Here is a 23,129-nt window from a genome sequence, read left to right as displayed (position 1 = left end):
CATGGCAGGGGTAAAATTTCAGGCCGTTACCAAAACGTACGACGGTAAAAACCAGATTATTCAGCCGCTTGACGTCGATATTCGCGACGGTGAGTTTATGGTGATGGTTGGCCCTTCCGGCTGCGGTAAATCGACGCTGTTGCGCATGGTCGCCGGGCTGGAAAGGGTCAGCAGCGGCGATATCTATATCGACAGCGAACGCGTCACCGAGCGGGAGCCGAAAGATCGCGGCATCGCGATGGTTTTCCAGAACTATGCGCTTTATCCCCATATGAGCGTGGAAGAAAACATGGCATGGGGGCTGAAAATTCGCGGCATGGGCAAAGCGCATATCCGCCAGCGCGTGCTGGAAACGGCGAAAAGCCTGGAGCTGGAAGCGCTGCTGCACCGTCGTCCGCGCGAGCTTTCCGGCGGTCAGCGGCAGCGGGTGGCGATGGGTCGCGCTATCGTTCGCGAACCGGCGGTTTTCCTGTTTGATGAGCCGTTATCGAATCTGGACGCGCGGCTGCGGGTGCAGATGCGGCTGGAGCTACAGCAGCTGCATCGTCGCCTGCAGACTACCAGCCTGTACGTGACGCACGATCAGGTGGAGGCGATGACGCTGGCGCAGCGGGTGATGGTGATGAACAAAGGCGTGCTGGAGCAGCTGGGCACGCCGGTAGAGATTTATGAGCGTCCGGCCACGCGCTTCGTTGCCAGCTTTATTGGCGCGCCTGCGATGAACCTGCTGGAAGGCGAGATCGATCCGACCGGCACGCGGCTGCTGCTGGGCGACAGCGCCGTGACGCTGCCTCAGGCCAGGCCGCAGTGGGCCGGACGCCGATTGACGTTGGGGATCCGCCCAGAGCATATTAAACTGGCCGATCGGCAAAGCGGGCTGGCGCTGACGGTGGATACGCTGGAAATGCTGGGCGCGGACAACCTGGCGCACGGGCGCTGGGGCGGCCACAATATGGTGGTGCGGCTGCCGCACATCGAGCGCCCGGCCATCGGCAGCCTGCTGTGGCTACAGCTGCCGGCTGATTCGCTACACTTCTTTGATACTGACAACGGACAACGGCTCGAATGACTGCTAAAGCCTGGCCTTACCCGACCATCGTCGCGCATCGCGGCGGCGGCAAGCTGGCCCCGGAAAACACCCTCGCCGGTATTGATACCGGCGCGCGGCTGGGGCACAAGATGATTGAGTTCGACGTCAAGCTCTCGCTGGACGGCGAAATTTTTTTGCTGCATGACGACACGCTCGACAGAACCAGCAACGGCTGGGGCATCGCCGGACAGCTGCCATGGGAAAAGCTGATCCAGCTGGATGCGGGCGGCTGGTTTGGCAAAGATTTCACCGGCGAGCGTCTGCCGCTGCTGTCTCAGGTGGCGCAGCGCTGCGCCTCTTACGGCATGATGGCAAATATTGAAATCAAGCCCACAACCGGTCTGGAAGCGGAAACCGGACGCGTGGTGGCGCTGGCCGCGCGCGAGCTGTGGCATCGGCAGACCGCGCCGCTGCTCTCCTCGTTCTCTTTTGAAGCGCTGGAAGCCGCCATGCAGGCCGCGCCAGAGCTGCCGCGCGGGTTGCTGCTGCACGAATGGCATGACGACTGGCAGCAGCTGACGCAGCGGCTGGATTGCGTCTCGGTACATTTCAATCATAAGGTGCTGGATCGGGAGAGAGTGGCGGCACTCAAAGCGGCGGAGCTGCGGATTCTGGTTTATACGGTTAATCAACCCGAAAGGGCAAAAGAGCTGCTGGACTGGGGCGTTGACGCCATCTGTACCGACCGCATTGACCTGATAGGCGCAGATTTCACTTGAAGACGCTGATACAGCTAGCGCCTTACTGAACGCGCGCCGGCTGCTGGCCTGACCTTAATGTGTATTCTGGCTGAGTGGTGCTGCCGGGCTGCGATTGATAGCACCGAATCGTCGAACCGACGCGATTCGGCTACAGTCCCATCTTAATCCCTATTCTGCTGCACCAACGGCTGAGTAATGCTACCGGGCGGTGATTGATATCGCCGGATCGTCCAACTGGGGCAATCCGGCTGTTGGCCTGACCTTAATTTGTATTCTGCTGCACCGACGGCTGAGTAGTGCTGCCGGGCTGCGTCTGCAACACGCGCTGGGAAGCGCTGTTACGCTGATCCTGCACCTTTCGCTGTAGCTGCTGGCTTTGCTGCTGCTGATCCTGCTGCAGTTTCCGCTGTTGCTGAACCTGCTGCGTCTGCATCTGCTGCTGCATCCGCTGCGAACTGGGGTTATAGCCCGGCTGGTTAGGCTGATTATTATTTAGCATATTGGCCATGCCGCTTAACGGCAGCAGCGCGGCACACACGAGTAACCATTTCATCAAATACCTCCCTAAGCTGTCTATCCAGTGTATGTCAGCCGCGCTGTTCTGGCCTGAGGGCCAGTCTGAATTTGTAGGTTTTCTCGCCTTTTCGCTTGTTTTGTGCATAGTTAGAGACGGTAAACAAACGTAAATAATTCTAATAAGAGGTGAATATGGGGCAGGGCAGAGTGACGCTGGCAGCATCGCTGATAGCAGGACTGATTTTCTGGCAGGGCGCGACGGCAGCGCCCACCGCGCCGCCAATCTCGTACGGCGTGGACGCCGATACTTTCCATCCGGTAAAAGAGCAGCACGGCATGGTCGCCTCGGTAGATGCGCTCGCCACCCAGGCAGGCGTGGACGTGCTGAAACGCGGCGGCAATGCGGTAGATGCCGCCATCGCCGTCGGCTATGCGCTGGCCGTCACGCATCCGCAGGCCGGTAACCTTGGCGGCGGCGGTTTTATGCTAATCCGCACCGCTTCCGGCCATGCTACCGCCATCGATTTTCGTGAAATGGCACCGATTAAAGCCAGTCGCGATATGTTTTTAGACGCCCAGGGCAACGCCGACGGTAAAAAGTCGCTGACCTCCCATCTGGCTTCCGGCGTGCCGGGCACCGTGGCCGGTTTCGCGCTGGCGAATAAAGAGTACGGCACGTTGCCGCTGGCGCAGCTGATCGCACCGGCCATCAGGCTGGCGGAAAAAGGCATCGTGGTTAACGAAGCGCTGGCTGATGATTTGAAAGTGTACGGCAAAGAAGTGCTGATTACGCACCCCAACAGTAAAGCCGTTTTTTATAAAGCAGACGGCCAGCCCTACGCGCGCGGCGAAAAGCTGGTGCAGCATAATCTTGCCCGTAGCCTGCGGCTGATTGCGACGCAAGGCCCGGACGCTTTCTATAAAGGGGAGATCGCCTCGGAAATCGCCGCGGAAATGGCGGCGAACGGCGGCCTGATCGGCAAAGCGGATCTGGCCAATTATAAAGCGGTCGAGCGTAAGCCCATCAGCGGCACCTATCGCGGTTATGAAGTCTTTTCTATGCCGCCGCCTTCTTCCGGCGGGATCCATATAGTGGAAATCCTCAATATCCTGGAAAACTTCGATCTGGCGAAAATGGGCTTTGGCAGCGCCGACGCTATGCAGGTGATGGCGGAAGCGGAAAAACATGCCTACGCCGATCGTTCTGAGTATCTGGGCGATCCTGATTTTGTGAAAGTGCCGTGGCAGGCGCTGACCAGTAAAGCCTATGCGAAATCGCTGGCCCAGCAGATTGACGTGAACAAAGCGCTGCCTTCGACAGAGATTAAACCCGGCAAGCTGGCGCCTTATGAGAGCAATCAGACCACGCATTTTTCCGTGGTCGATAAGCAGGGTAATGCGGTCGCGGTGACCTATACGCTGAACACCTATTTTGGCAGCGGGATCGTGGCGGGCAAGAGCGGCATTTTGCTCAACAACGAAATGGACGATTTTTCCGCCAAGCCGGGCACGCCGAATATTTATGGTCTGGTCGGCGGCGAGGCAAATGCGGTGCAGCCTTACAAAAGGCCGCTCTCTTCCATGTCGCCGACCATCGTCGCCAAAGACGGCAAAACCTGGCTGGTGACGGGCAGTCCGGGCGGCAGCCGTATTATTACAACCGTGCTGCAAATGGTCGTTAACAGCATCGATTTCGGTATGAACGTGGCGGAAGCGACCAACGCGCCGCGCTTTCATCATCAGTGGTTGCCGGATCAGCTGCGCGTGGAGAAAGGCTTCAGCCCGGATACGCTGAAGCTGCTGGAGGCAAAAGGGCAGCACGTTAAGGTACTGCCTGCGATGGGCAGCACGCAGAGCATTATGATCGGCCCGGACGGCACCCTGTATGGCGCTTCCGATCCTCGCTCTGTTGACGATCTGACGGCAGGTTATTAACGAGAAGGGGCGATATTTTATCGCCCCTGTGTTTTAAGCGGCGCGCAAACGCGCCATATAGAGCGCATCCACCTGTTTGCCGTTGCGTACGGCATAGCGCCGCGCCACGCCTTCCGTTTCAAAACCAAACCGCTGATACAATCTTACCGCCGTGTCGTTGTCGGCAAATACCGTTAGCTCAATGCGCTCGACGCTCAGCCAGCTATCGCACAGGCTGACCATCTCCTGCATCAATGCGGAGGCCACGCCGCGACCACGGTAGTGATAATCGACGCAGAGTCCAAAAGTCGCGGTATGCCGCCGACGCGCGCGGCCATTAACCTCCAGATATAAGTCGCCGACCACCTGTTCATCAACGCAGGCGACCAGCCGCTGCATGCCGGGCTGAAGTTTCTGTAGACGTTCCTGAACAAGCTGAAGCGAGGGATGAGGAAGCTGTAGCGTGTCGGTGTAGGTTTCCGGCTGGCTGACAATACGATGCAGCGCGGCAGCGTCTTCAACGACGGCGTGTCTTATCACTATCTCACTCATTCTCTCGCTCCTTTTGGTTATTTCCTGCTTAAATTCAGGGGATTCTGGCGCAAAAGCAAGCGAAAAAAATGCCGCAGAGGCTTTACAAGTGCGAATGATAATGATTATTATTGTCATGCGTTTTCGATTTGGGCTTCACGGACCGGTCGGGAAGGCACGACATTGCTCACATTGCTTCCAATATTATTTAGCCAGCTCGGGTGCTGGCTTTTTTTTTGCCTGCCCGGCGGCAACCTCCGTTTTCTCCCTTCTTATCTGCTTGCGCAAACGGTCTGAAAGACGCCTGTTAATTTCATCGAATAATTTGAACAGAGGAGACAATTTTCTCCGCTATCTTCCCGGTCAGCACAGGTCCAGACTATGTGAAAACGTTGAGGAGGATTGAACATGATTTACTTACGCAAAGCACAAGAACGCGGTCACGCTAACCACGGCTGGCTGGACAGCTGGCACACGTTTTCTTTCGCTAACTACTACGACGCCAACTTTATGGGCTTCTCGGCGCTGCGAGTGATTAACGAAGATGTTATTGATGGCGGCCAGGGCTTCGGCACTCATCCCCATAAAGATATGGAAATCCTGACGTATGTGCTTTCCGGTACCGTTGAGCATGAAGACAGCATGGGCAATAAGGAGCAGATCCCGGCGGGCGAGTTCCAGATTATGAGCGCCGGCACCGGCGTGCGTCACTCTGAGTACAACGCCAGCAAAGACGTGCCGCTGCACCTGTATCAGATCTGGATTATTCCGGAAAGAACGGGCATCACGCCACGTTACGATCAGCGTCGTTTCGCGGATGTTCAGGGCCGCCAGCTGGTGCTGTCGCCGGATGCGCGTGAAGGCTCGCTGAAAGTTTATCAGGATATGACGCTTTCCCGCTGGGTGCTGAAGCAGGGCGAGCAGGATACCGTACAGGTTGAGCCGAACCGTCGTATCTGGATCCAGGTGGTGAAAGGCGATGTCACGGTCAACGGCGAAAAAGCGGGCACCAGCGACGCTTTCGCAATCTGGGATGAAGCTTCGCTGAGCCTGGAAGCCGCCAGCGACGCCGAAATCCTGCTGTTCGATCTGCCGCCGGTTTAAGATCACACTTTGGGCGCGGCCTGCCGCGCCCTTCACCGTTTTCCCGCCAATTTTGTTACACTCAAGCGATCCACCCTCTGACTCCCTGAAAATAATGAAGAAGAAAAGACCGGTGCTACAGGACGTTGCCGATCGTGTGGGCATCACCAAGATGACCGTCAGCCGCTATCTGCGCAATCCCGATCAGGTTTCCGTTGCCTTGCAAAGCCGTATTGCCGCCGCGCTCGATGAGCTGGGCTATATCCCTAACCGCGCGCCCGATATTTTATCTAACGCCACCAGCCGGGCGATCGGCGTGCTGCTGCCTTCTCTTACCAACCAGGTTTTCGCCGACGTGCTGCGCGGCATCGAAGCCGTAACCGATGCGGCAGGTTATCAGACCATGCTGGGCCATTTTGGCTACAGCGCGGAAAAAGAAGAGCTACAGATGCGCTCGCTGCTGGGCTGGAATATCGACGGGCTGATCCTGACCGAACGCACCCACACGCCAGCCAGCCTGCGGATGATCGAAACCGCAGGGATCCCGGTGCTGGAGATGATGGACTGCGTTTCGCCTTGCCTGGATCTGGCGGTAGGGTTTGATAACGTCGAGGCGGCGCGGCAGATGACCCACGCTATCCTGCGCAAGGGACATCGCCGCACGGTTTATCTGGGGGCGAGGCTGGACGAACGTACTTTGCTGAAGCATCAGGGTTATGAACAGGCGATGCGCGAAGCGAACCTGGAGCCGCGCAGCATCATGATGGAAGAAGCCTCTTCTTTTTCGATGGGCGGCACGCTGATGCTGGCGGCGCAGCAGCGCTATCCTGATACAGACAGTCTGTTTTGCACCAACGATGATTTAGCGATAGGCGCCATGTTTGAATGCCAGCGGCAGGGGCTGCGCGTGCCGCAGGATATTGCTATCGCGGGCTTCCACGGCCACGACATCACCCAGGTGGTCACGCCAGAGCTGGCCACCGTGCTGACGCCGCGTGAAAAAATGGGGCAGGTTTCCGCCTCGCTCCTGCTGGCGCGCATTCGCGGCGAGCAAACCGGATCGCAGCAGATCGACGTCGGCTTTACGATTTCTGAAGGCGGCAGTATTTGATTCCATAGAGCCGATCCCGTCGGCTCTGTTTGATCCCATAGAGCCGATCTGCCCGGTTCTTTGTCCCTTTGTGCCGCAGCCACTCCTAATCTGTCATTTTTTTGAACCATCTCACATTTACCAGCTTTTTCCGCTCTGGCTGTTGCCATACTTCACGGGCGTCCAGACAATGTTACCGATAACAACATAACGCTAACAATAATGGGCAGGTCCCTGACATCTTCGCCGGAGTAAAACAATGAACAACTCTTTTCCGTCCAATCATGTATTTGTGCTGATGGGCGTATCCGGCAGCGGCAAATCGGCCGTTGCCAATGCCGTCGCTTATCATCTGAAAGCGGCCTTCCTGGATGGCGATTTCCTGCATCCTCGCAGCAATATTCAAAAGATGGCGGACGGTCATCCCCTGAACGACGACGACCGCCGTCCCTGGCTGAAGGCGATTAACGACGCCGCGTTTGCTATGCAGCGTACCAATCAGGTTTCGCTGATCGTTTGTTCCTCGCTGAAAAAGAGCTACCGCGACATTCTGCGCGAGGGCAATGACAACCTGTCGTTCATCTATATGAAGGGCGATTTCGATACCATTGAGGGCCGTCTGCGCGCGCGTAAAGGGCACTTCTTCAAGCCGCAGATGCTGGTCACGCAGTTTGAAACGCTGGAGGAGCCGGGCAGCGACGAGCGCGACGTGCTGGTCGTGGATATCAACCAGACGCTGGATGAAGTTGTGGCTACCACTATCGCCACCATCGAAGGTGCGATAAATAAGTAGGGTGTCATGGCAACTGCAACACTGGTATTAACCGCGGCAGGCTCTGTCCTGCTGCTGCTGTTCCTCGTGATGAAAGCGCGGATGCACGCCTTTCTGGCGCTGATGCTGGTCTCTGTCGGCGCCGGGATCTTCTCCGGAATGCCGCTGGATGACATTGCCGCCACCATGCAAAAAGGCATGGGCGGCACGCTGGGCTTCCTGGCCGTGGTCGTCGCGCTGGGTGCGATGTTCGGTAAAATTCTGCACGAAACCGGCGCGGTCGATCAAATAGCGATCAAGATGCTGAAAACGTTTGGTGAAAGCCGCGCGCATTACGCGATGGGCATCGCCGGGCTGATCTGCGCGCTGCCGCTGTTCTTTGAGGTGGCGGTGGTGCTGCTGATCAGCATCGCCTTCGCCGTGGCGCGCCGCACCGGCGACAACCTGGTCAAGCTGGTTATCCCGCTGTTTGCTGGCGTGGCGGCGGCGGCGGCGTTTTTGCTGCCCGGCCCGGCGCCGATGCTGCTGGCTTCGCAGATGCACGTCGATTTCGGCTGGATGATCCTGCTCGGCGTCTGCGCGGCGATCCCCAGCATGCTGATCGCCGGCCCGCTGTTCGGCAACTTTATCAGCCGACACGTGGAATTTACTCTGCCGACAGAGGACAACCATCCTGAGTTTGATGAGAGCAAGCTGCCCTCGTTCGGCTTCAGCCTGTCACTGATCCTGTTTCCGCTGGTGCTGGTTGGGCTGAAAACCATCGGCGCGCGCTTTGCGACCGAAGGCACTTCGCTCTATGAGTGGCTGGAGTTTATTGGCCATCCGTTTATCGCCATTCTGCTCGCCTGTTTGCTGGCGATCTATGGCCTGGCGTATCGTCAGGGCATGGATAAAGAGCGGGTGATGCAGATTTGCGGCAGCGCGTTGCAGCCGGCGGGTATCATTCTGCTGGTAATTGGCGCGGGCGGCGTCTTTAAGCAGGTGCTGGTGGATTCGGGCGTTGGCCCGGCGTTGGGGCATGCACTGACCGGCGCGGGCCTACCGGTGGCGCTGGCCTGCTTTATCCTGGCGGGCGCGGTGCGCATCATTCAGGGCTCCGCAACGGTCGCCTGTCTGACGGCGGTAGGACTGATTATGCCGGTAATTGAACCGCTGCATTATTCCGGCGCGCAGATGGCGGCATTATCCATCTGTATCGCGGGCGGTTCGATCATTTTCAGCCACGTTAACGACGCGGGCTTCTGGCTGTTCGGCCGTTTTACCGGCGCAACCGAAGGGCAGACGCTGAAGACCTGGACGATGATGGAAACCATCCTCGGCACTACCGGCGCTATCGTGGGTATGATCGCCTTTGCGCTGCTTTCTTAATGTATTGATCGGCGGGCGGCTTAGCGCCGCTCGCCTTTTTCTTTTGCTGAAGGAGGAAAAATCAGAAAGGGGAACAGCAGGTAGGGCGCAATAACTAATAAGGCAACCATCCCACGAGAATAGCCGGCGTCGTTGGCTCTGCGGACGCCACGACCAGACCGATCCCAAACAGTAAAATCTTGCCGTCAGCAGCCACTCTTTGACAGTCGCGATTGATTGTTATGCAGGCAACGGCTTCTGAATTACTTCTGAACCGACCGGCGTAACATCGCATCCGGCAACGGTGCACCCAGATTTCCGATCCCGCCAGCTTCACGAATGGCAGATGAAAGTTCGATTGCTCGCTGGGTTTTATGCTGTCGAGCCATACGCATTACCTCTTCACGAGTTAACCCGTGTGCTGAACGCCCGGTTTCACAATCAGGTTTCAATGACATAGATCCCCCATTCCCTGTATTTTGAGACGTAATGATAGCCTGAATTTTGTTCATTTTCACTCAGTACTTCGTCATATAGCTTGCCAAGCCCGGGCCGGACGGGAATAGCTACCACGGCCTGCGGCGCGTATTTAGCAACAAAATCCGTGATTGCTCCGCCCACTGCTTTTAACATAAATTCTTTCAGCTCGAGCCAGGAAAAATTCATTTCTTTACCCGGCGAAAATAGAGGGGAATCGGTCATGACTGCTTCTAACGTGTAAAAATTGAAGAGATAAAAATCGTTTTGAAGGGTGTGAGGAGAATAGTCACCTGCGAAAATTTCATGAAACTGACTGGGCAGGCGTTCTATATCAATAATGTATTCCTCTGTCTTATCCGCTCTTTTTTCAACCGTAGCGATATAGCAGACGTTTCGGGTACGCATCGGCAGCTTAAAAGGCTGTACCGTAATTTTCATCATTGCCAATCCTTTGGACTTATCTTATCCGCTGTCAGTTAATAAATTCGCCTGAAAATTATACAGACCTTCAGAGAGTACAGACAGCGTTTGTTACTGTACTACCGAATAACTGATGCCCTGTTCAGGAGGAAAAGGCGCAATGCCGCACGACAGAAGCGGCAAAACATTTCATACAGTGGTTGTGTTCCGATCAGAGCTTCAGATAAGCGCGGATCCCGTCCAGGAACATCTGGGTGGCCAGCATAATCAGGATCAGGCCCATCAGACGCTCCAGCGCGTTAACGCCTTTTTCGCCCAGCAGCCGTAAAAACAGCCCCGAAAAGAGTAGGATCGCCACCGTAGCGCCCCAGGCGATCAGCAGCGAGCCCGCCAGGTAGCCGATGTTGTTGGGATACTGATGCGACAGCAGCATTAGCGTCGCCAGCAGCGAAGGGCCAGCCACCAGCGGAATGGCCAACGGCACCAGAAAAGGTTCTTCGCCTGCGGGCAAGCCACTGCTGTTGCTTTCGTGCGAGGGGAAAATCATCTTGATAGCGATCAGAAACAGGATAATGCCGCCGGAAATCGAGACGGTCTCCGTTCGCAGGTTCAGAAACGCGAGAATTTTTTCACCGGCAAACAGGAACAGCAGCATAATCGCCAGCGCGATCAGCATTTCCCTAATCAGCACCGTCCGACGACGTTTCGGCTCCAGATGCTTTAAAACCGACATAAAAATCGGCAAATTGCCCAGCGGATCCATAATAAGCAGCAATAATATGGTCACCGAAATCATCTCTGTCATGGGTTTCTCCTTCTTTCCACCGGGGCTGGTCTTCCGTTATAAGCAGCTCTGCTAAAAAAGCCGCGCTAATCGAATTAATTCACTTGCCACTTTTGCTGCATTTTGTAAGGTGATAGCCATATTTCTTTCTTATCACTTACTCTAACAGGTCAGGCGTTTTTGTCGCAGACAGTTTGCCTTTCGCCAGCGGGCGGCTCAAGGCTACTCGCAGACGGGCAAACCAGCTTGAAACAGGTGCAATATGAAATCAGTAGGCTTAATTGGTTGGCGCGGCATGGTCGGTTCCGTGCTGATGCAGCGGATGACGGAAGAGCGCGACTTTGACGTCATTCGCCCGGTATTTTTCTCCACGTCTCAGCATGGTCAGGCCGCGCCGCAGTTTGGCGGTCAGTCTCCGGGCCTGCTGCAAAATGCGTATGACCTGGACGCGCTGAAGGCGCTGGATATCATTATCACCTGCCAGGGCGGCGACTACACCACCGAGATTTATCCAAAGCTGCGTGCGGCAGGCTGGCAGGGGTACTGGATTGATGCGGCCTCCACGCTGCGTATGCAGGACGACGCGCTGATTATCCTGGATCCGGTCAACCACCACGTTATTCGTCAGGGTCTGGACAAAGGCATTAAAACTTTTGCGGGCGGCAACTGCACCGTCAGTCTGATGCTGATGTCGCTGGGCGGCCTGTTCGCCCAGGATCTGGTGGAGTGGGCGTCAGTGGCGACCTACCAGGCGGCTTCCGGCGGCGGCGCGCGGCATATGCGTGAGCTGCTGGCACAGATGGGAATGCTGCACGACGGCGTGGCGAAAGAGCTGCAAAATCCGGCCTCCGCTATCCTGGATATCGAACGCAAAGTCACCGAGATGAGCCGCAGCGGCGTGCTGCCAACCGATAACTTCGGCGTACCGCTGGCGGGTAGCCTGATCCCGTGGATCGACAAACAGCTGGAAAACGGCCAGAGCCGCGAAGAGTGGAAAGGCCAGGCGGAAACCAACAAGATCCTGCAGCCGGCGCGCACTATTCCGGTCGACGGCCTGTGCGTGCGCGTTGGCGCGCTGCGCTGCCACAGCCAGGCGTTTACGCTGAAGCTGAAAAAGGATGTGCCGCTGGCGGAAATCGAACAGCTGCTGGCTGCCCATAACGAATGGGCTACCGTGGTGCCAAATGACCGTGAGCTGACCCTGCGCGAGCTGACGCCAGCGGCGGTGACCGGCACGCTGAAAACGCCTGTGGGCCGTCTGCGCAAGCTGAATATGGGGCCGGAGTATCTTTCTGCCTTTACCGTTGGCGACCAGCTGCTGTGGGGGGCCGCCGAGCCGCTGCGCCGGATGCTACGACTGCTGGTGGATTAAGACCGCCTCGCCCTGCCAGAACGGCAGGGCGCTTTCACCTGCGCGCGGTCGTGCCTGTCGTGCCGCGAAGGTTACTTTTCCATTTTTAATTTCCATATCTTTCCCAACATTAACGATAACAGTTGCGCTGTTTAAACATTCATCAACGGTCAACATGTCGCGATCGGTGAAAGCGGTTAACCGTGCGCCTTAACTGCATTTGTTCCCTGAGGGGAATTTTATCGCTCCGGCTTCCCTGCTTTTCCATGCCGCTTACTAATCTGTGAAAGTTTGATCTGAAAGCAATATTTTTTCTTCATTCGACCCTGGCTTTACTGGCGCCCTGGCTATGCTTAGCTGTATCGCCCGATTACGGGATGTTTGGCGCTGTCTGCCACGTCCGATCACGTTTTGAGTATTCAACAGAAGTTGTCGCACGCTGCGGCGGTTTTTTGCACAGGATGTCAGGCCGTACCCGCCAGCGTGCTTTTGGCTCAATGAAGAGCAGCGCATTCGTTTTTTTCTGAAAAAGGATCGCCTGCCATACATTACAGGTACAGTCATGTCAGAGCTTACGGATCGCCGGTTAATTAATGCGTTAATTTCCGGTCATTATGCTGACCCCTTTTCGCTACTCGGTATGCATCAAACCCCAAAGGGATTGACGGTGCGCGCCCTGTTGCCGGACGCCACCGAAGTTTGGGTAATCGAAACCAATACCGGCCGGAAATGTGCTCAGCTGGAATGTATTGATTCACGGGGATTTTTCGAAGGCGTGATCCCACGCCGCAAAAATATGTTCCGCTACCAGCTGGCCGTCACCTGGCACGGTCAGCAAAACCTGGTGGATGATGCCTATCGCTTTGGGCCGCTGCTGAAAGAGCTGGACAGCTGGCTACTGGCGGAAGGCACCCACTTACGTCCCTATGAGAGCATGGGCGCGCACTCGGACGTGATTGACGGCGTTATCGGCACCCGCTTTTCCGTATGGGCACCTAATGCCCGTCGTGTCTCCGTGGTCGGCGATTTTAACTTCTGGGATGGCCGTCGCCATCCTATGCGGCTGCGTCAGGAGAGTGGCGTCTGGGAGCTGTTTGTGCCCGGCGCCGTGCAGGGGCAGCTTTATAAATATGAAATCATCGATAAAAACGGGCAGCTGCGGCTGAAATCCGACCCGTATGCTTTTGAAGCGCAGATGCGGCCGGACAGCGCCTCGATGATTTGCGGCATTCCGCCTAAAACCACCATGTCGGAAGCGCGCCAGCGGGCCAACGATTTTGACGCGCCCATCTCTATTTATGAGGTGCATCTCGGATCGTGGCGTCGCCATACGGATAACAACTACTGGCTGAGCTACAAAGAGCTGGCCGAGCAGCTGGTGCCTTATGCCAAAGAGATGGGCTTTACCCATCTTGAACTGATGCCGATCAACGAGCATCCGTTTGACGGCAGCTGGGGCTATCAGCCTACCGGCATGTATGCGCCAACGCGCCGTTTCGGCACGCGCGACGAGTTCCGTAACTTTATTGCCGTTGCCCATCAAGCCGGCCTGAACGTGCTGCTGGACTGGGTGCCGGGACATTTTCCTTCCGATGATTTCGGCCTCGCCAAATTTGACGGCACCGAGCTGTATGAGCACGGCGACCCGCGCGAAGGCTTTCATCAGGACTGGAACACGCTGATTTATAACTTTGGCCGTCGTGAAGTCAGCAACTATCTGACCGGCAACGCGCTCTACTGGATCGAACGTTTTGGCATCGACGGCCTGCGCGTGGATGCCGTTGCCTCCATGATCTATCGCGACTACAGCCGGGCGGAAGGCGAATGGATCCCTAACCATTTTGGCGGCCGGGAAAACCTGGAAGCTATCGCTTTCCTGCGCTACACCAACCGCACGCTGGGCAACGCCGCGCCCGGCACCGTGACCGTGGCGGAAGAGTCCACCGATTTTCCGGGCGTCACGCGTCCGTCCGAAACGGGCGGCCTGGGCTTCTGGTACAAGTGGAACCTGGGCTGGATGCACGACACCCTGGACTACATGCAGGTAGATCCGCTCTACCGCAAGCATCACCACAACAATCTGACCTTCGGAATGCTTTACAACTCCACCGAAAACTTCGTGCTGCCGCTGTCGCACGATGAAGTGGTGCACGGCAAGCGTTCTATCCTGGATAGGATGCCCGGCGACGTCTGGCAGAAGTTCGCCAATCTGCGCGCCTACTACGGCTGGATGTACGGCTTCCCCGGCAAAAAGCTGCTGTTTATGGGCAATGAGTTCGCGCAGGGCAAAGAGTGGAATCACGATATCAGCCTGGACTGGCATCTGCTGGAGGGCGAGGACAACTGGCACAACGGCGTACAGCGCCTGGTGCGCGACCTGAACCATACCTACCGCGAGCATCCGCCGCTGTATCAGCTTGATTTTGACCAGATGGGCTTTGAGTGGCTGGTCGTGGATGATTTTGATAACTCGGTGTTTGTTTTTGTGCGCCGCGATCGTGAAGGCAACGAACTGATTGTGGTCAGCAACTTTACGCCTGTTACGCGCTACGACTACCGTTTCGGCGTTACGCAAGCGGGCAGCTGGCAGGAAGTGTTGAATACCGATTCCGCGCATTATCACGGCAGCAATGTCGGTAATCTGGGATCGATTAGCAGCGAGGCTATTCCAAGCCATAACCGTGAACACTCAATCAGTATGACCTTGCCGCCGCTTGCTACGGTGTGGCTGGTCAGGGAGGCCTCATGAGCCAATTGCAGCCCGGTAAATCCACGCCGACAGGCGCGACCTATGACGGCAAGGGCGTAAATTTTACGCTGTTTTCGCAACACGCCGAGCGGGTAGAGCTTTGCCTGTTTGACGAGCGAGGCATTGAAACGCGGATGGATCTGCCCGCCCGCACCGGCGATATCTGGCACGGCTATCTGCCCGCCGCCAAACCGGGCCAGCTTTACGGCTACCGCGTTCACGGGCCGTGGCAGCCTGAAGCCGGGCACCGCTTCAACCCACACAAGCTGCTGATTGACCCCTGCGCGCGCGAAGTGATCGGTGAAGTTACTGACGATCCTCGTTTTCAGTGCGGCCCACAGGTTTTGGATACCAGAGACAGCGCGGCAGTTGCACCGCGCAGCGTGGTCGTGGCCGATGATTTCGACTGGGAAGACGACAAATCGCCGCGCGTGCCGTGGGGCTCCACCGTTATTTACGAGGCTCACGTACGCGGCCTGACCAAACGCCATCCCGGTATTCCGAAAGAGATCCAGGGCACCTATGCCGCGCTGGGCCATCCGGTGATGATCGACTACTTCAAGCGGCTGGGCATTACCACGCTGGAGCTGCTGCCGGTCGCCTTCTTCGCGCACGAGCCGCGTCTGCTGCGGCTTGGGTTGACCAACTATTGGGGCTACAACCCGCTGGCGCCTTATGCGCTGGATTCCCGCTACGCTTCCGGCGTGAACGGCGTGCATCCGCGTGATGAGTTCCAGCAGGCAGTGAAAGCGCTGCATGCGGCAGGCATTGAAGTGGTGCTGGACGTGGTTTTTAACCATACGGCCGAGCTGGATGAAACCGGGCCGATGCTGTCGAAGCGCGGCGTGGATAATAAAAGCTTCTACTGGCTGGACGAGCAGGGCAAGTATGAAAACTGGACCGGCTGCGGCAACACGCTCAACATCAGCCATCCTAACGTGCTGGACTGGACGCTGGAGTGCCTGCGGTACTGGGTTGAGGTTTGCCACGTCGACGGCTTCCGCTTTGACCTGGCGACGGTGCTGGGCCGCACGCCGGAATACCATCCGCACGCCTCTATTTTTGAAGCGATGCAGGAAGATCCGCTGCTCTCTCAATGCAAGCTGATTGCGGAACCCTGGGATATCGGCCCGGACGGCTATCAGGTCGGCAACTTTCCGCCGCCGTTTGCCGAATGGAATGACCAGTACCGCGACACGATGCGGCGCTTCTGGCTGAACGGCGACAGCAGCAATGCTGAGTTCGCCAAACGTTTCGCCGGCTCCAGCGATATCTTTAACCAGCAAGGGCGGCTGCCTTCGGCCAGCATCAACCTGATCACCGCGCACGACGGCTTTACCCTGACCGACCTGGTCTGCTTTAACGAAAAACACAACGAGGCCAACGGCGAAGATAACCGCGACGGCCACAACGGCAACTACAGCTATAACCACGGCGTTGAAGGGCTGAACGCGCCGCTGCTGGTAGCCGAGCACCGTTTGCGCAGCGTACACGGCTTATTGACCACGCTGCTGCTCTCGCAGGGCACGCCGATGCTGCTGGCCGGCGACGAACACGGCCACACTCAGCACGGCAACAACAACGCCTACTGTCAGGATAACGAGCTGACCTGGCTCGACTGGGAAAACAACAACAGCGGACTGTTTACTTTTACTGCTGCCCTGATCCACCTGCGCAAACGCATTCCTGCGCTTCAGGCCGATCGCTGGTGGCAGATTGACGACGGCAACGTGGAATGGCTTGGGCCGGACGGTCAGCCGCTGTCTGCCGACGCCTGGCACCACGGCGAACGCAGGATGCAGATCCGGCTGTCGCAGCATTGGCTGATCGTGATGAACGCCACCGAAGAAGTGTGCGACATCACGCTGCCACCAGGGCGCTGGCACGCCATTCCGCCCTTCGCCGGGGAAAACAACCCCATTCTGTTAACTGTCTGGCATGGAGCTGCGCACGGTGTGTGCGTGTTCCAGGAACAACCATAACAGGAGTCAGGCATGGCCACTTTAGATAAGAACGACCCTCTGATGTTGGCAAGACAATTGCCGTCGCAAACTGTAGCCCTGATCCTGGCGGGCGGACGCGGCACGCGCCTGAAAGACCTTACCGCCAACCGCGCCAAGCCTGCCGTCCATTTCGGCGGCAAGTTCCGCATTATCGATTTTGCCCTGTCAAACTGCCTGAACTCCGGGATCCGACGGATTGCGGTGATCACCCAGTACCAGTCGCACACGCTGGTGCAGCATATCCAGCGAGGCTGGTCGCTTTTTAACGAGGAGATGAACGAGTTCGTCGACCTGCTCCCTGCCCAGCAGCGCCAGACTACCGAGCACTGGTATCGGGGCACGGCGGATGCCGTGACGCAGAATCTGGATATTATTCGGCGCTATGAAGCGAAATATATCGTGATCCTGGCCGGCGACCATATCTACAAAATGGACTACTCGCGCATGCTGCTGGACCACGTGGAGAACGGCGCGAAATGCACCATTGCCTGCCTGCCGGTGCCGATTGAAGAGGCCAGCGCCTTCGGCGTGATGGCGGTCAACGATCAGAACAAAGTCGTCGATTTCCTGGAGAAACCGGCCGATCCGCCGTCGATGCCGGGTAACGATACCCTGGCGCTGGCGAGCATGGGCATCTATACCTTTAACGCCGACTATCTTTATCAGCTGCTGGAAGACGATCTGAAAATTCCCGAATCGAACCATGACTTCGGCAAAGATATTCTGCCGAAGATCGTAGCGACCGGCGAAGCGCTGGCGCACTCCTTCAGCCTTTCCTGCGTGCAAAGCGATAAAGACGCGCCGCCTTACTGGCGCGATGTCGGCACGCTGGAAGCTTACTGGAAAGCCAATCTCGATCTGGCGTCGGTGACGCCGGAGCTGGATATGTACGACCGTGAATGGCCTATCCGTACCCATATGGAGCCGCTGCCGCCGGCGAAATTCGTGCAGGACAGGTCAGGCAGTCATGGAATGACGATGAATTCACTGGTATCGGGCGGCTGCATTATTTCCGGCTCGGTGGTAGTGAATTCCGTTTTGTTTTCACGCGTAAGAATCAATTCTTTCTGTAATATCGAATCCTCTGTGCTGTCGCCGGATGTGGTAGTGGGGCGCTCCTGTCGCCTGCGCCGCTGCGTTATAGATCGTGCGTGCGTGCTGCCCGAAGGAACGGTAATCGGTGAGAATCCGGATGATGACGCGCGCCGTTTTTACCGCTCGGAAGAAGGCATTGTGCTGGTGACGCGTTCCATGCTGGCGAAGCTGGGCTGGCGCAGTTAACCGCATAAAGTACAAAAATAAAGCACAGGTATTTGATGCGGAGGAACGCGTCAGAACAAGGTAAAGGAGCCGATAATGCAGGTTTTACATGTCTGTTCAGAAATTTTCCCGCTGCTGAAAACGGGCGGGCTTGCTGATGTTGTGGGAGCATTACCGGCGGCGCAAATTGCACAAGGGATTGATACTCGCGTATTGATCCCGGCGTTTCCGGACTTGAAAAAAGGGATACCGGATACCGAAGTGGTCGCCCGACTGCATACTTTTGCCGGCTATGTCGAGCTGCTTTATGGACAGTACGACGGCGTAGGCATCTATCTGATCGACGCGCCGGGACTGTACGATCGCCCCGGCAGTCCGTATCACGATGAATCGCAGTTTGCCTATACGGATAACTATCTCCGTTTTGCGCTGCTGGGCTGGATGGGCTGCGAAATTGCCTGCGGACTGGACACCTTCTGGCGACCGGAAGTGGTTCACGCGCACGACTGGCACGCCGGTCTGACCTGCGCCTATCTGGCCGCCAGAGGCCGTCCGGCAAAATCCGTGTTCACCGTACACAACCTGGCGTATCAGGGGCTGTTTTACGCGCATCATCTGGACGAAATCCAGCTGCCGTGGTCTTTCTTCAATATGCACGGCCTGGAATTTTATGGACAGATCTCCTACCTCAAAGCTGGTCTGTTCTATGCCGATCATATTACGGCGGTCAGCCCGACCTATGCGCGCGAGATCACCCAGCCGGAATTTGGTTACGGTATGGAAGATCTGCTGAAGCAGCGGCAGATGGAAGGGCGGCTGACCGGCATCCTGAACGGCGTGGATCCGCTGATCTGGGATCCGGAGCAGGATCTGCTGCTGACTACGCGTTATAACCGCGACGTGTTAGACGCCAAGCAGGAGAACAAGCGCCAGCTGCAAATTGCGATGGGGCTGAAAATTGACGAAAAAGCCCCGGTGTTTGCCGTGGTCAGCCGCCTGACGAAGCAGAAAGGGCTGGATCTGGTGCTGGAGGCGCTGCCTGGGCTGCTGGAGCAGGGCGGCCAGCTGGTGCTGCTGGGCGCGGGCGACGCGGTGCTGCAACAGGGCTTCCTGGCGGCGGCCGCGGAATATCCGGGTCAGGTCGGTGTGCAGATTGGCTACCACGAAGCCTTTTCGCACCGCATCATGGGCGGCGCCGACGTGATTATGGTGCCGAGTCGCTTTGAGCCTTGCGGGCTGACGCAGCTTTACGGCCTGAAGTACGGCACGCTGCCGCTGGTGCGGCGTACCGGCGGCCTGGCCGATACGGTCAACGACAGCTCGCTGGAGAACCTGGCCGACGGCATTGCCAGCGGTTTCGTCTTTGAAGACAGCAATGCCTGGTCGTTGCTCCGTGCCATTCGCCGCGCCTTTGTGCTCTGGTCGCGCCCTTCACTGTGGCGTTACGTACAGCGTCAGGCAATGGCAATGGATTTTAGCTGGCAGGTGGCCGCCGTGGCCTACCGCGATCTCTATCAACGTCTGCTGTAAAGAACCCAGGAAAATTGATATGAACGCACCTTTCATCTATACCGCCCCAACGCTCAGCGTCGAGGCACTGAAGCACTCCATCGCCTATAAATTGATGTTCACTATCGGCAAGGATCCTTCCGTTGCCAACAAACATGAATGGCTGAACGCCACGCTGCTGGCGGTGCGGGATCGGATGGTGGAACGCTGGCTGCGTTTTAACCGGGCGCAGCTGTCGCAGGATGTGCGTCAGGTCTATTATCTGTCGATGGAATTCCTGGTAGGCCGCACGCTTTCCAATGCGCTGCTGGCAATGGGTATTTACGAAGACGCGCGCGCCGCGCTGGAAGAAATGGGTTTCGATCTGGAAGATCTGATCGGCGAAGAGAGCGATCCGGGGCTGGGCAATGGCGGTCTGGGCCGCCTGGCCGCCTGCTTCTTGGACTCGCTCGCCACGCTGGGCCTGCCCGGACGCGGCTACGGCATCCGCTACGATTACGGCATGTTTAAACAGAATATCGTTGACGGTCGCCAGGCGGAATCGCCGGATTACTGGCTGGAGTACGGCAACCCGTGGGAGTTCCAGCGCTTTAATACCCGCTACAAAGTCCGCTTCGGCGGACGTATTCAGGTAGAGGGCAGCCGTTCCCGCTGGCTGGAAACGGAAGAAGTGCTGGCGATGGCCTATGACCAGATCATTCCGGGCTTTGATACCGACGCCACCAACACGCTGCGCCTGTGGGGCGCGCAGGCGAGTAACGAAATCAACCTGGGGAAATTTAATCAGGGCGACTACTTTGCGGCGGTGGAAGATAAAAACCACTCGGAAAACGTCTCGCGCGTGCTTTACCCGGATGATTCGACCTACTCCGGGCGCGAGCTGCGTTTACGCCAGGAATATTTTCTGGTGTCGGCCACGGTGCAGGATATTCTTAACCGGCACTGGGTGATGCATCAAACGTTCGATAACCTGGCGGATAAGATTGCCATCCACCTGAATGATACCCATCCGGTGCTGGCTATCCCGGAGCTGATGCGCTTGCTGATCGACGAGCATAAGTTCAGCTGGGACGACGCGTTTGAAGTGACCTGTCAGGTCTTCTCCTACACCAACCATACGCTGATGCAGGAAGCGCTGGAAACCTGGCCGGTAGATATGATCGGCAGGATCCTGCCGCGCCATCTGCAAATTATTTTTGATATCAACGACTACTTCCTGAAAACCATTCAGGACTACTATCCGGATGACTGGGATCTGCAGTCGCGCATCTCGATCATTGATGAAAACAACGGTCGTCAGGTACGCATGGCCTGGCTGGCGGTCGTGGTCAGCCACAAGGTCAACGGCGTGTCCGAACTGCACTCTAACCTGATGGTACAGTCGCTGTTCGCCGACTTTGCCGCGCTGTTTCCTGGCCGCTTCTGCAATAAAACCAACGGCGTGACGCCGCGTCGCTGGGTGGCGCTGGCCAATCCTTCGCTTTCAGAAGTATTGGACGACACCATTGGCCGCAACTGGCGTACCGACTTAAGCCAGCTTGACGAGCTGAAGCAGCATATCGACTATCCTGGCTTTTTGAAAAGGATCAGCGATTCCAAGCTGACCAACAAAAAGCGGCTGGCGGCGCATATCGCCCAGAAAATGGATATCGTTATCGATCCTCACGCATTGTTCGACGTGCAGATCAAGCGTATCCATGAGTACAAACGTCAGCTACTGAACGTGCTGCATGTGATCACCCGCTATAACCGGATCAAGGCCGATCCGGATGCCGACTGGGTACCGCGCGTGAATATTTTTGCCGGTAAGGCCGCGTCGGCCTACTACATGGCAAAACATATTATTCATTTGATCAACGATGTCGCGCAGGTGATCAACAACGATCCGCAGGTGAAAAATAAGCTGAAGGTCGTGTTTATCCCCAACTACAGCGTCAGCCTGGCCCAGGTCATTATCCCGGCGGCCGACCTTTCCGAGCAGATTTCTCTGGCGGGCACGGAAGCGTCCGGCACCAGCAATATGAAATTTGCCCTGAACGGCGCGCTGACCATCGGGACGCTGGACGGCGCCAACGTCGAGATGCTGGAGCACGTCGGCGAAGAGAATATCTTTATCTTCGGCAACACCACGCCGCAGGTCGAGGAGCTGCGCGCCCAGGGCTATAACGCGCGTAAATACTACGAACAGGACGCCGAGCTGCATCAGGCGCTGACGCAGATCGCTACCGGCACCTTCAGCCCACAGGAGCCTGGCCGCTATCGTAATATTTATGATTCGCTGGTGAATCTGGGCGACCACTATCAGCTGCTGGCGGACTATCGCAGCTACGTGGATACGCAGGACAAGGTGGACGAGCTGTACCGCCATCCGGAGGAATGGACGCGCAAAACGCTGCTGAATATCGCCAATATGGGCTACTTCTCGTCGGATCGCACCATTCAGGAATACGCCGATGAGATTTGGGGCATCAAGCCGATCCGCCTCTAAGCTCTGCCGTGACTAAACGCTTTACCTGAAGACTCGCTGTGCTGTATTTTTATACAGCGCAGCGAGAGTCAGCCTGAAGAAGTTTCTCCCCGCTTTGGCACTATTTTATTTTTTGTATCAGGCAAATAAATACCTCAAACAGAACGCCACGAGCACCTTCATTTCAGGAGCTGGCTGCCATTGCATTATCCGTAACTTGCTGGTGAAGGAGGGGTGACCACGGCGATCCGCCTGTAGCGCTAAAGGTCCGTTCTGAGCCTTCAACCTGAGTTTAAATTTGTACATTTCACGGCCCGCTGCGATATAATTTGCTCACTTTACCATCAGCAAAGGATGTCGAACATGCCGAGTAAAATTACTCTTTCTGAAAAGGTGGCACGGGAGAAATTAGGCGATCCGCAGCAATTTAAAGGTGGTGTCTATATTACCCAAAATGGCGCGACCGGACTCTTCGTTCAGCCCGCCGACGAACGTGAAGCAGAGCTTGCCGCCATCGCTAAAGAGCGTGAGCTTAATGCTTTAGGCAAAATTTTAATGCGCGGAAAAAATGACATTACTCAGGGACGCAAGATGACGCCGGAAGAGGCGTTAAAAAAATTGCGTGAAATAAAAGGATAATTCGCGAGGCTGTTATGAACAAGGAGGTTTACTTAGCCGAAACTGCGGTTAGGTCGCTACAGGAAATTAAATTTTATAAGCGCGAAGCGTCAATACGCGCGGGTATGCCCTATGCTGAAAGCGAAGAAGCGGCCCAGGCATTTGTTGAAAATTTGATGCTAAATAGCCTTGAACAGATTAGCAATGAGAGGCTGGAATGGGCTTACGATACCGATATGGCTAATCGCGGTATAAAAGTTAAACGCTACTACGATGCAAAACGGGATTATCTGTGTTTTTTTGATCACGATACTGATGATATCGCCGTCCTTTATTATGCCAGTCCACGCCAGAATCACACTGATGCGCTTTATCGATTGTTAATAAACCAGCCGCTCTGACAAAAAGGGCGGAAATCAATTCCGCCCTCTGTGTTACCGCTTT

General features: G+C 56.5%; 20 protein-coding genes. 15 read left to right on the top strand and 5 right to left on the bottom strand.

Going from position 1 to position 23,129, the window contains the following annotated elements:
* The first annotated feature begins 1 nt into the window (after window position 1).
* A complete protein-coding gene (locus ACMGEE_RS17040) occupies window positions 2-1,069 on the top strand; it encodes a sn-glycerol-3-phosphate import ATP-binding protein UgpC (RefSeq protein WP_253457525.1) in 1,068 nt (355 codons plus the stop codon).
* Window positions 1,066-1,809 carry a glycerophosphodiester phosphodiesterase gene (gene ugpQ / locus ACMGEE_RS17035; RefSeq protein WP_253457528.1) on the top strand — a complete coding sequence of 248 codons (744 nt, stop codon included), beginning with the start codon at window positions 1,066-1,068 and terminating at the stop codon, window positions 1,807-1,809. Before ACMGEE_RS17040 ends, ugpQ begins: the two co-directional genes overlap by 4 nt.
* Before the next feature lie 244 nt (window positions 1,810-2,053).
* Here the strand turns inward: ugpQ and ACMGEE_RS17030 are convergent, their stop codons facing one another.
* Window positions 2,054-2,344, bottom strand: a complete 291-nt coding sequence (locus ACMGEE_RS17030; protein WP_253457530.1) for a DUF2756 domain-containing protein — start codon at window positions 2,342-2,344, stop codon at window positions 2,054-2,056.
* Between the two features lie 155 nt (window positions 2,345-2,499).
* Here ACMGEE_RS17030 and ggt point away from each other — a divergent pair, with 155 nt between their 5' ends.
* Window positions 2,500-4,242, top strand: a complete 1,743-nt coding sequence (ggt, locus tag ACMGEE_RS17025) for a gamma-glutamyltransferase (RefSeq protein WP_253457532.1) — start codon at window positions 2,500-2,502, stop codon at window positions 4,240-4,242.
* A 33-nt stretch (window positions 4,243-4,275) separates the two neighbouring features.
* Here ggt and ACMGEE_RS17020 read toward each other — a convergent pair whose 3' ends face one another.
* A complete protein-coding gene (locus ACMGEE_RS17020) occupies window positions 4,276-4,773 on the bottom strand; it encodes a GNAT family N-acetyltransferase (protein WP_301251861.1) in 498 nt (165 codons plus the stop codon).
* A gap of 387 nt (window positions 4,774-5,160) precedes the next feature.
* On the opposite strand from ACMGEE_RS17020, the gene ACMGEE_RS17015 reads away from it, so the two are divergent.
* From ACMGEE_RS17015 to gntU, 4 genes are all read left to right on the top strand, one after another.
* Complete coding sequence (locus ACMGEE_RS17015) at window positions 5,161-5,856, top strand: pirin family protein (protein WP_253457539.1); 696 nt, start codon at window positions 5,161-5,163, stop codon at window positions 5,854-5,856.
* A gap of 94 nt (window positions 5,857-5,950) precedes the next feature.
* Complete coding sequence (gntR, locus tag ACMGEE_RS17010; RefSeq protein WP_253457542.1) at window positions 5,951-6,946, top strand: gluconate operon transcriptional repressor GntR; 996 nt, start codon at window positions 5,951-5,953, stop codon at window positions 6,944-6,946.
* 238 nt (window positions 6,947-7,184) lie between these two features.
* Entirely contained in the window at window positions 7,185-7,718 is a 534-nt protein-coding gene (gntK, locus tag ACMGEE_RS17005; protein WP_253457545.1) for a gluconokinase, read from the top strand.
* Between the two features lie 6 nt (window positions 7,719-7,724).
* On the top strand, window positions 7,725-9,065 hold the full coding sequence (gene gntU, locus ACMGEE_RS17000) for a gluconate transporter (protein WP_125289912.1): 1,341 nt from the start codon (window positions 7,725-7,727) through the stop codon (window positions 9,063-9,065).
* 420 nt (window positions 9,066-9,485) lie between these two features.
* On the opposite strand, the gene ACMGEE_RS16995 is transcribed toward gntU, so the two are convergent.
* On the bottom strand, window positions 9,486-9,965 hold the full coding sequence (locus ACMGEE_RS16995; protein WP_253457548.1) for a hypothetical protein: 480 nt from the start codon (window positions 9,963-9,965) through the stop codon (window positions 9,486-9,488).
* 190 nt (window positions 9,966-10,155) lie between these two features.
* Window positions 10,156-10,749 (bottom strand): YhgN family NAAT transporter, encoded by a 594-nt coding sequence (locus ACMGEE_RS16990; RefSeq protein ID WP_125289910.1) that lies wholly within the window; start codon window positions 10,747-10,749, stop codon window positions 10,156-10,158.
* Window positions 10,750-10,990: 241 nt separating this feature from the next.
* On the opposite strand from ACMGEE_RS16990, the gene asd reads away from it, so the two are divergent.
* Window positions 10,991-12,100 carry an aspartate-semialdehyde dehydrogenase gene (gene asd / locus ACMGEE_RS16985; RefSeq protein ID WP_253457550.1) on the top strand — a complete coding sequence of 370 codons (1,110 nt, stop codon included), beginning with the start codon at window positions 10,991-10,993 and terminating at the stop codon, window positions 12,098-12,100.
* On the opposite strand, the gene ACMGEE_RS16980 is transcribed toward asd, so the two are convergent.
* Window positions 12,080-12,256 (bottom strand): hypothetical protein, encoded by a 177-nt coding sequence (locus ACMGEE_RS16980; protein WP_253457553.1) that lies wholly within the window; start codon window positions 12,254-12,256, stop codon window positions 12,080-12,082. The two genes, asd and ACMGEE_RS16980, sit on opposite strands and share 21 nt — an antisense overlap.
* Window positions 12,257-12,641: 385 nt before the next feature.
* Here ACMGEE_RS16980 and glgB point away from each other — a divergent pair, with 385 nt between their 5' ends.
* The 7 genes from glgB to ACMGEE_RS16945 all read left to right on the top strand — a co-directional run bounded on the left by glgB (window position 12,642) and on the right by ACMGEE_RS16945 (window position 23,086).
* A complete protein-coding gene (glgB, locus tag ACMGEE_RS16975; protein WP_253457556.1) occupies window positions 12,642-14,828 on the top strand; it encodes a 1,4-alpha-glucan branching enzyme in 2,187 nt (728 codons plus the stop codon).
* A complete protein-coding gene (glgX, locus tag ACMGEE_RS16970; RefSeq protein ID WP_436830372.1) occupies window positions 14,825-16,810 on the top strand; it encodes a glycogen debranching protein GlgX in 1,986 nt (661 codons plus the stop codon). Before glgB ends, glgX begins: the two co-directional genes overlap by 4 nt.
* Window positions 16,811-16,822: 12 nt before the next feature.
* Entirely contained in the window at window positions 16,823-18,112 is a 1,290-nt protein-coding gene (gene glgC / locus ACMGEE_RS16965) for a glucose-1-phosphate adenylyltransferase (protein ID WP_253457562.1), read from the top strand.
* A gap of 75 nt (window positions 18,113-18,187) precedes the next feature.
* Window positions 18,188-19,621, top strand: coding sequence for a glycogen synthase GlgA (gene glgA, locus ACMGEE_RS16960; protein ID WP_125289905.1), 1,434 nt, complete (start codon window positions 18,188-18,190; stop codon window positions 19,619-19,621).
* Window positions 19,622-19,640: 19 nt separating this feature from the next.
* Window positions 19,641-22,088, top strand: coding sequence for a glycogen phosphorylase (gene glgP / locus ACMGEE_RS16955; RefSeq protein ID WP_253457565.1), 2,448 nt, complete (start codon window positions 19,641-19,643; stop codon window positions 22,086-22,088).
* A 342-nt stretch (window positions 22,089-22,430) separates the two neighbouring features.
* Window positions 22,431-22,706 (top strand): hypothetical protein, encoded by a 276-nt coding sequence (locus ACMGEE_RS16950; RefSeq protein WP_253457568.1) that lies wholly within the window; start codon window positions 22,431-22,433, stop codon window positions 22,704-22,706.
* A 14-nt stretch (window positions 22,707-22,720) separates the two neighbouring features.
* Entirely contained in the window at window positions 22,721-23,086 is a 366-nt protein-coding gene (locus ACMGEE_RS16945; protein WP_253457570.1) for a hypothetical protein, read from the top strand.
* The last annotated feature ends 43 nt before the right edge of the window (window positions 23,087-23,129 follow it).

This window comes from Erwinia artemisiae (assembly GCF_051400835.1).
GTDB classification, from domain to species: domain Bacteria; phylum Pseudomonadota; class Gammaproteobacteria; order Enterobacterales; family Enterobacteriaceae; genus Erwinia; species Erwinia aeris.
Note: the sequence above shows the minus strand (reverse complement) of the source record. Positions and strands in the feature narration are given on the sequence as shown.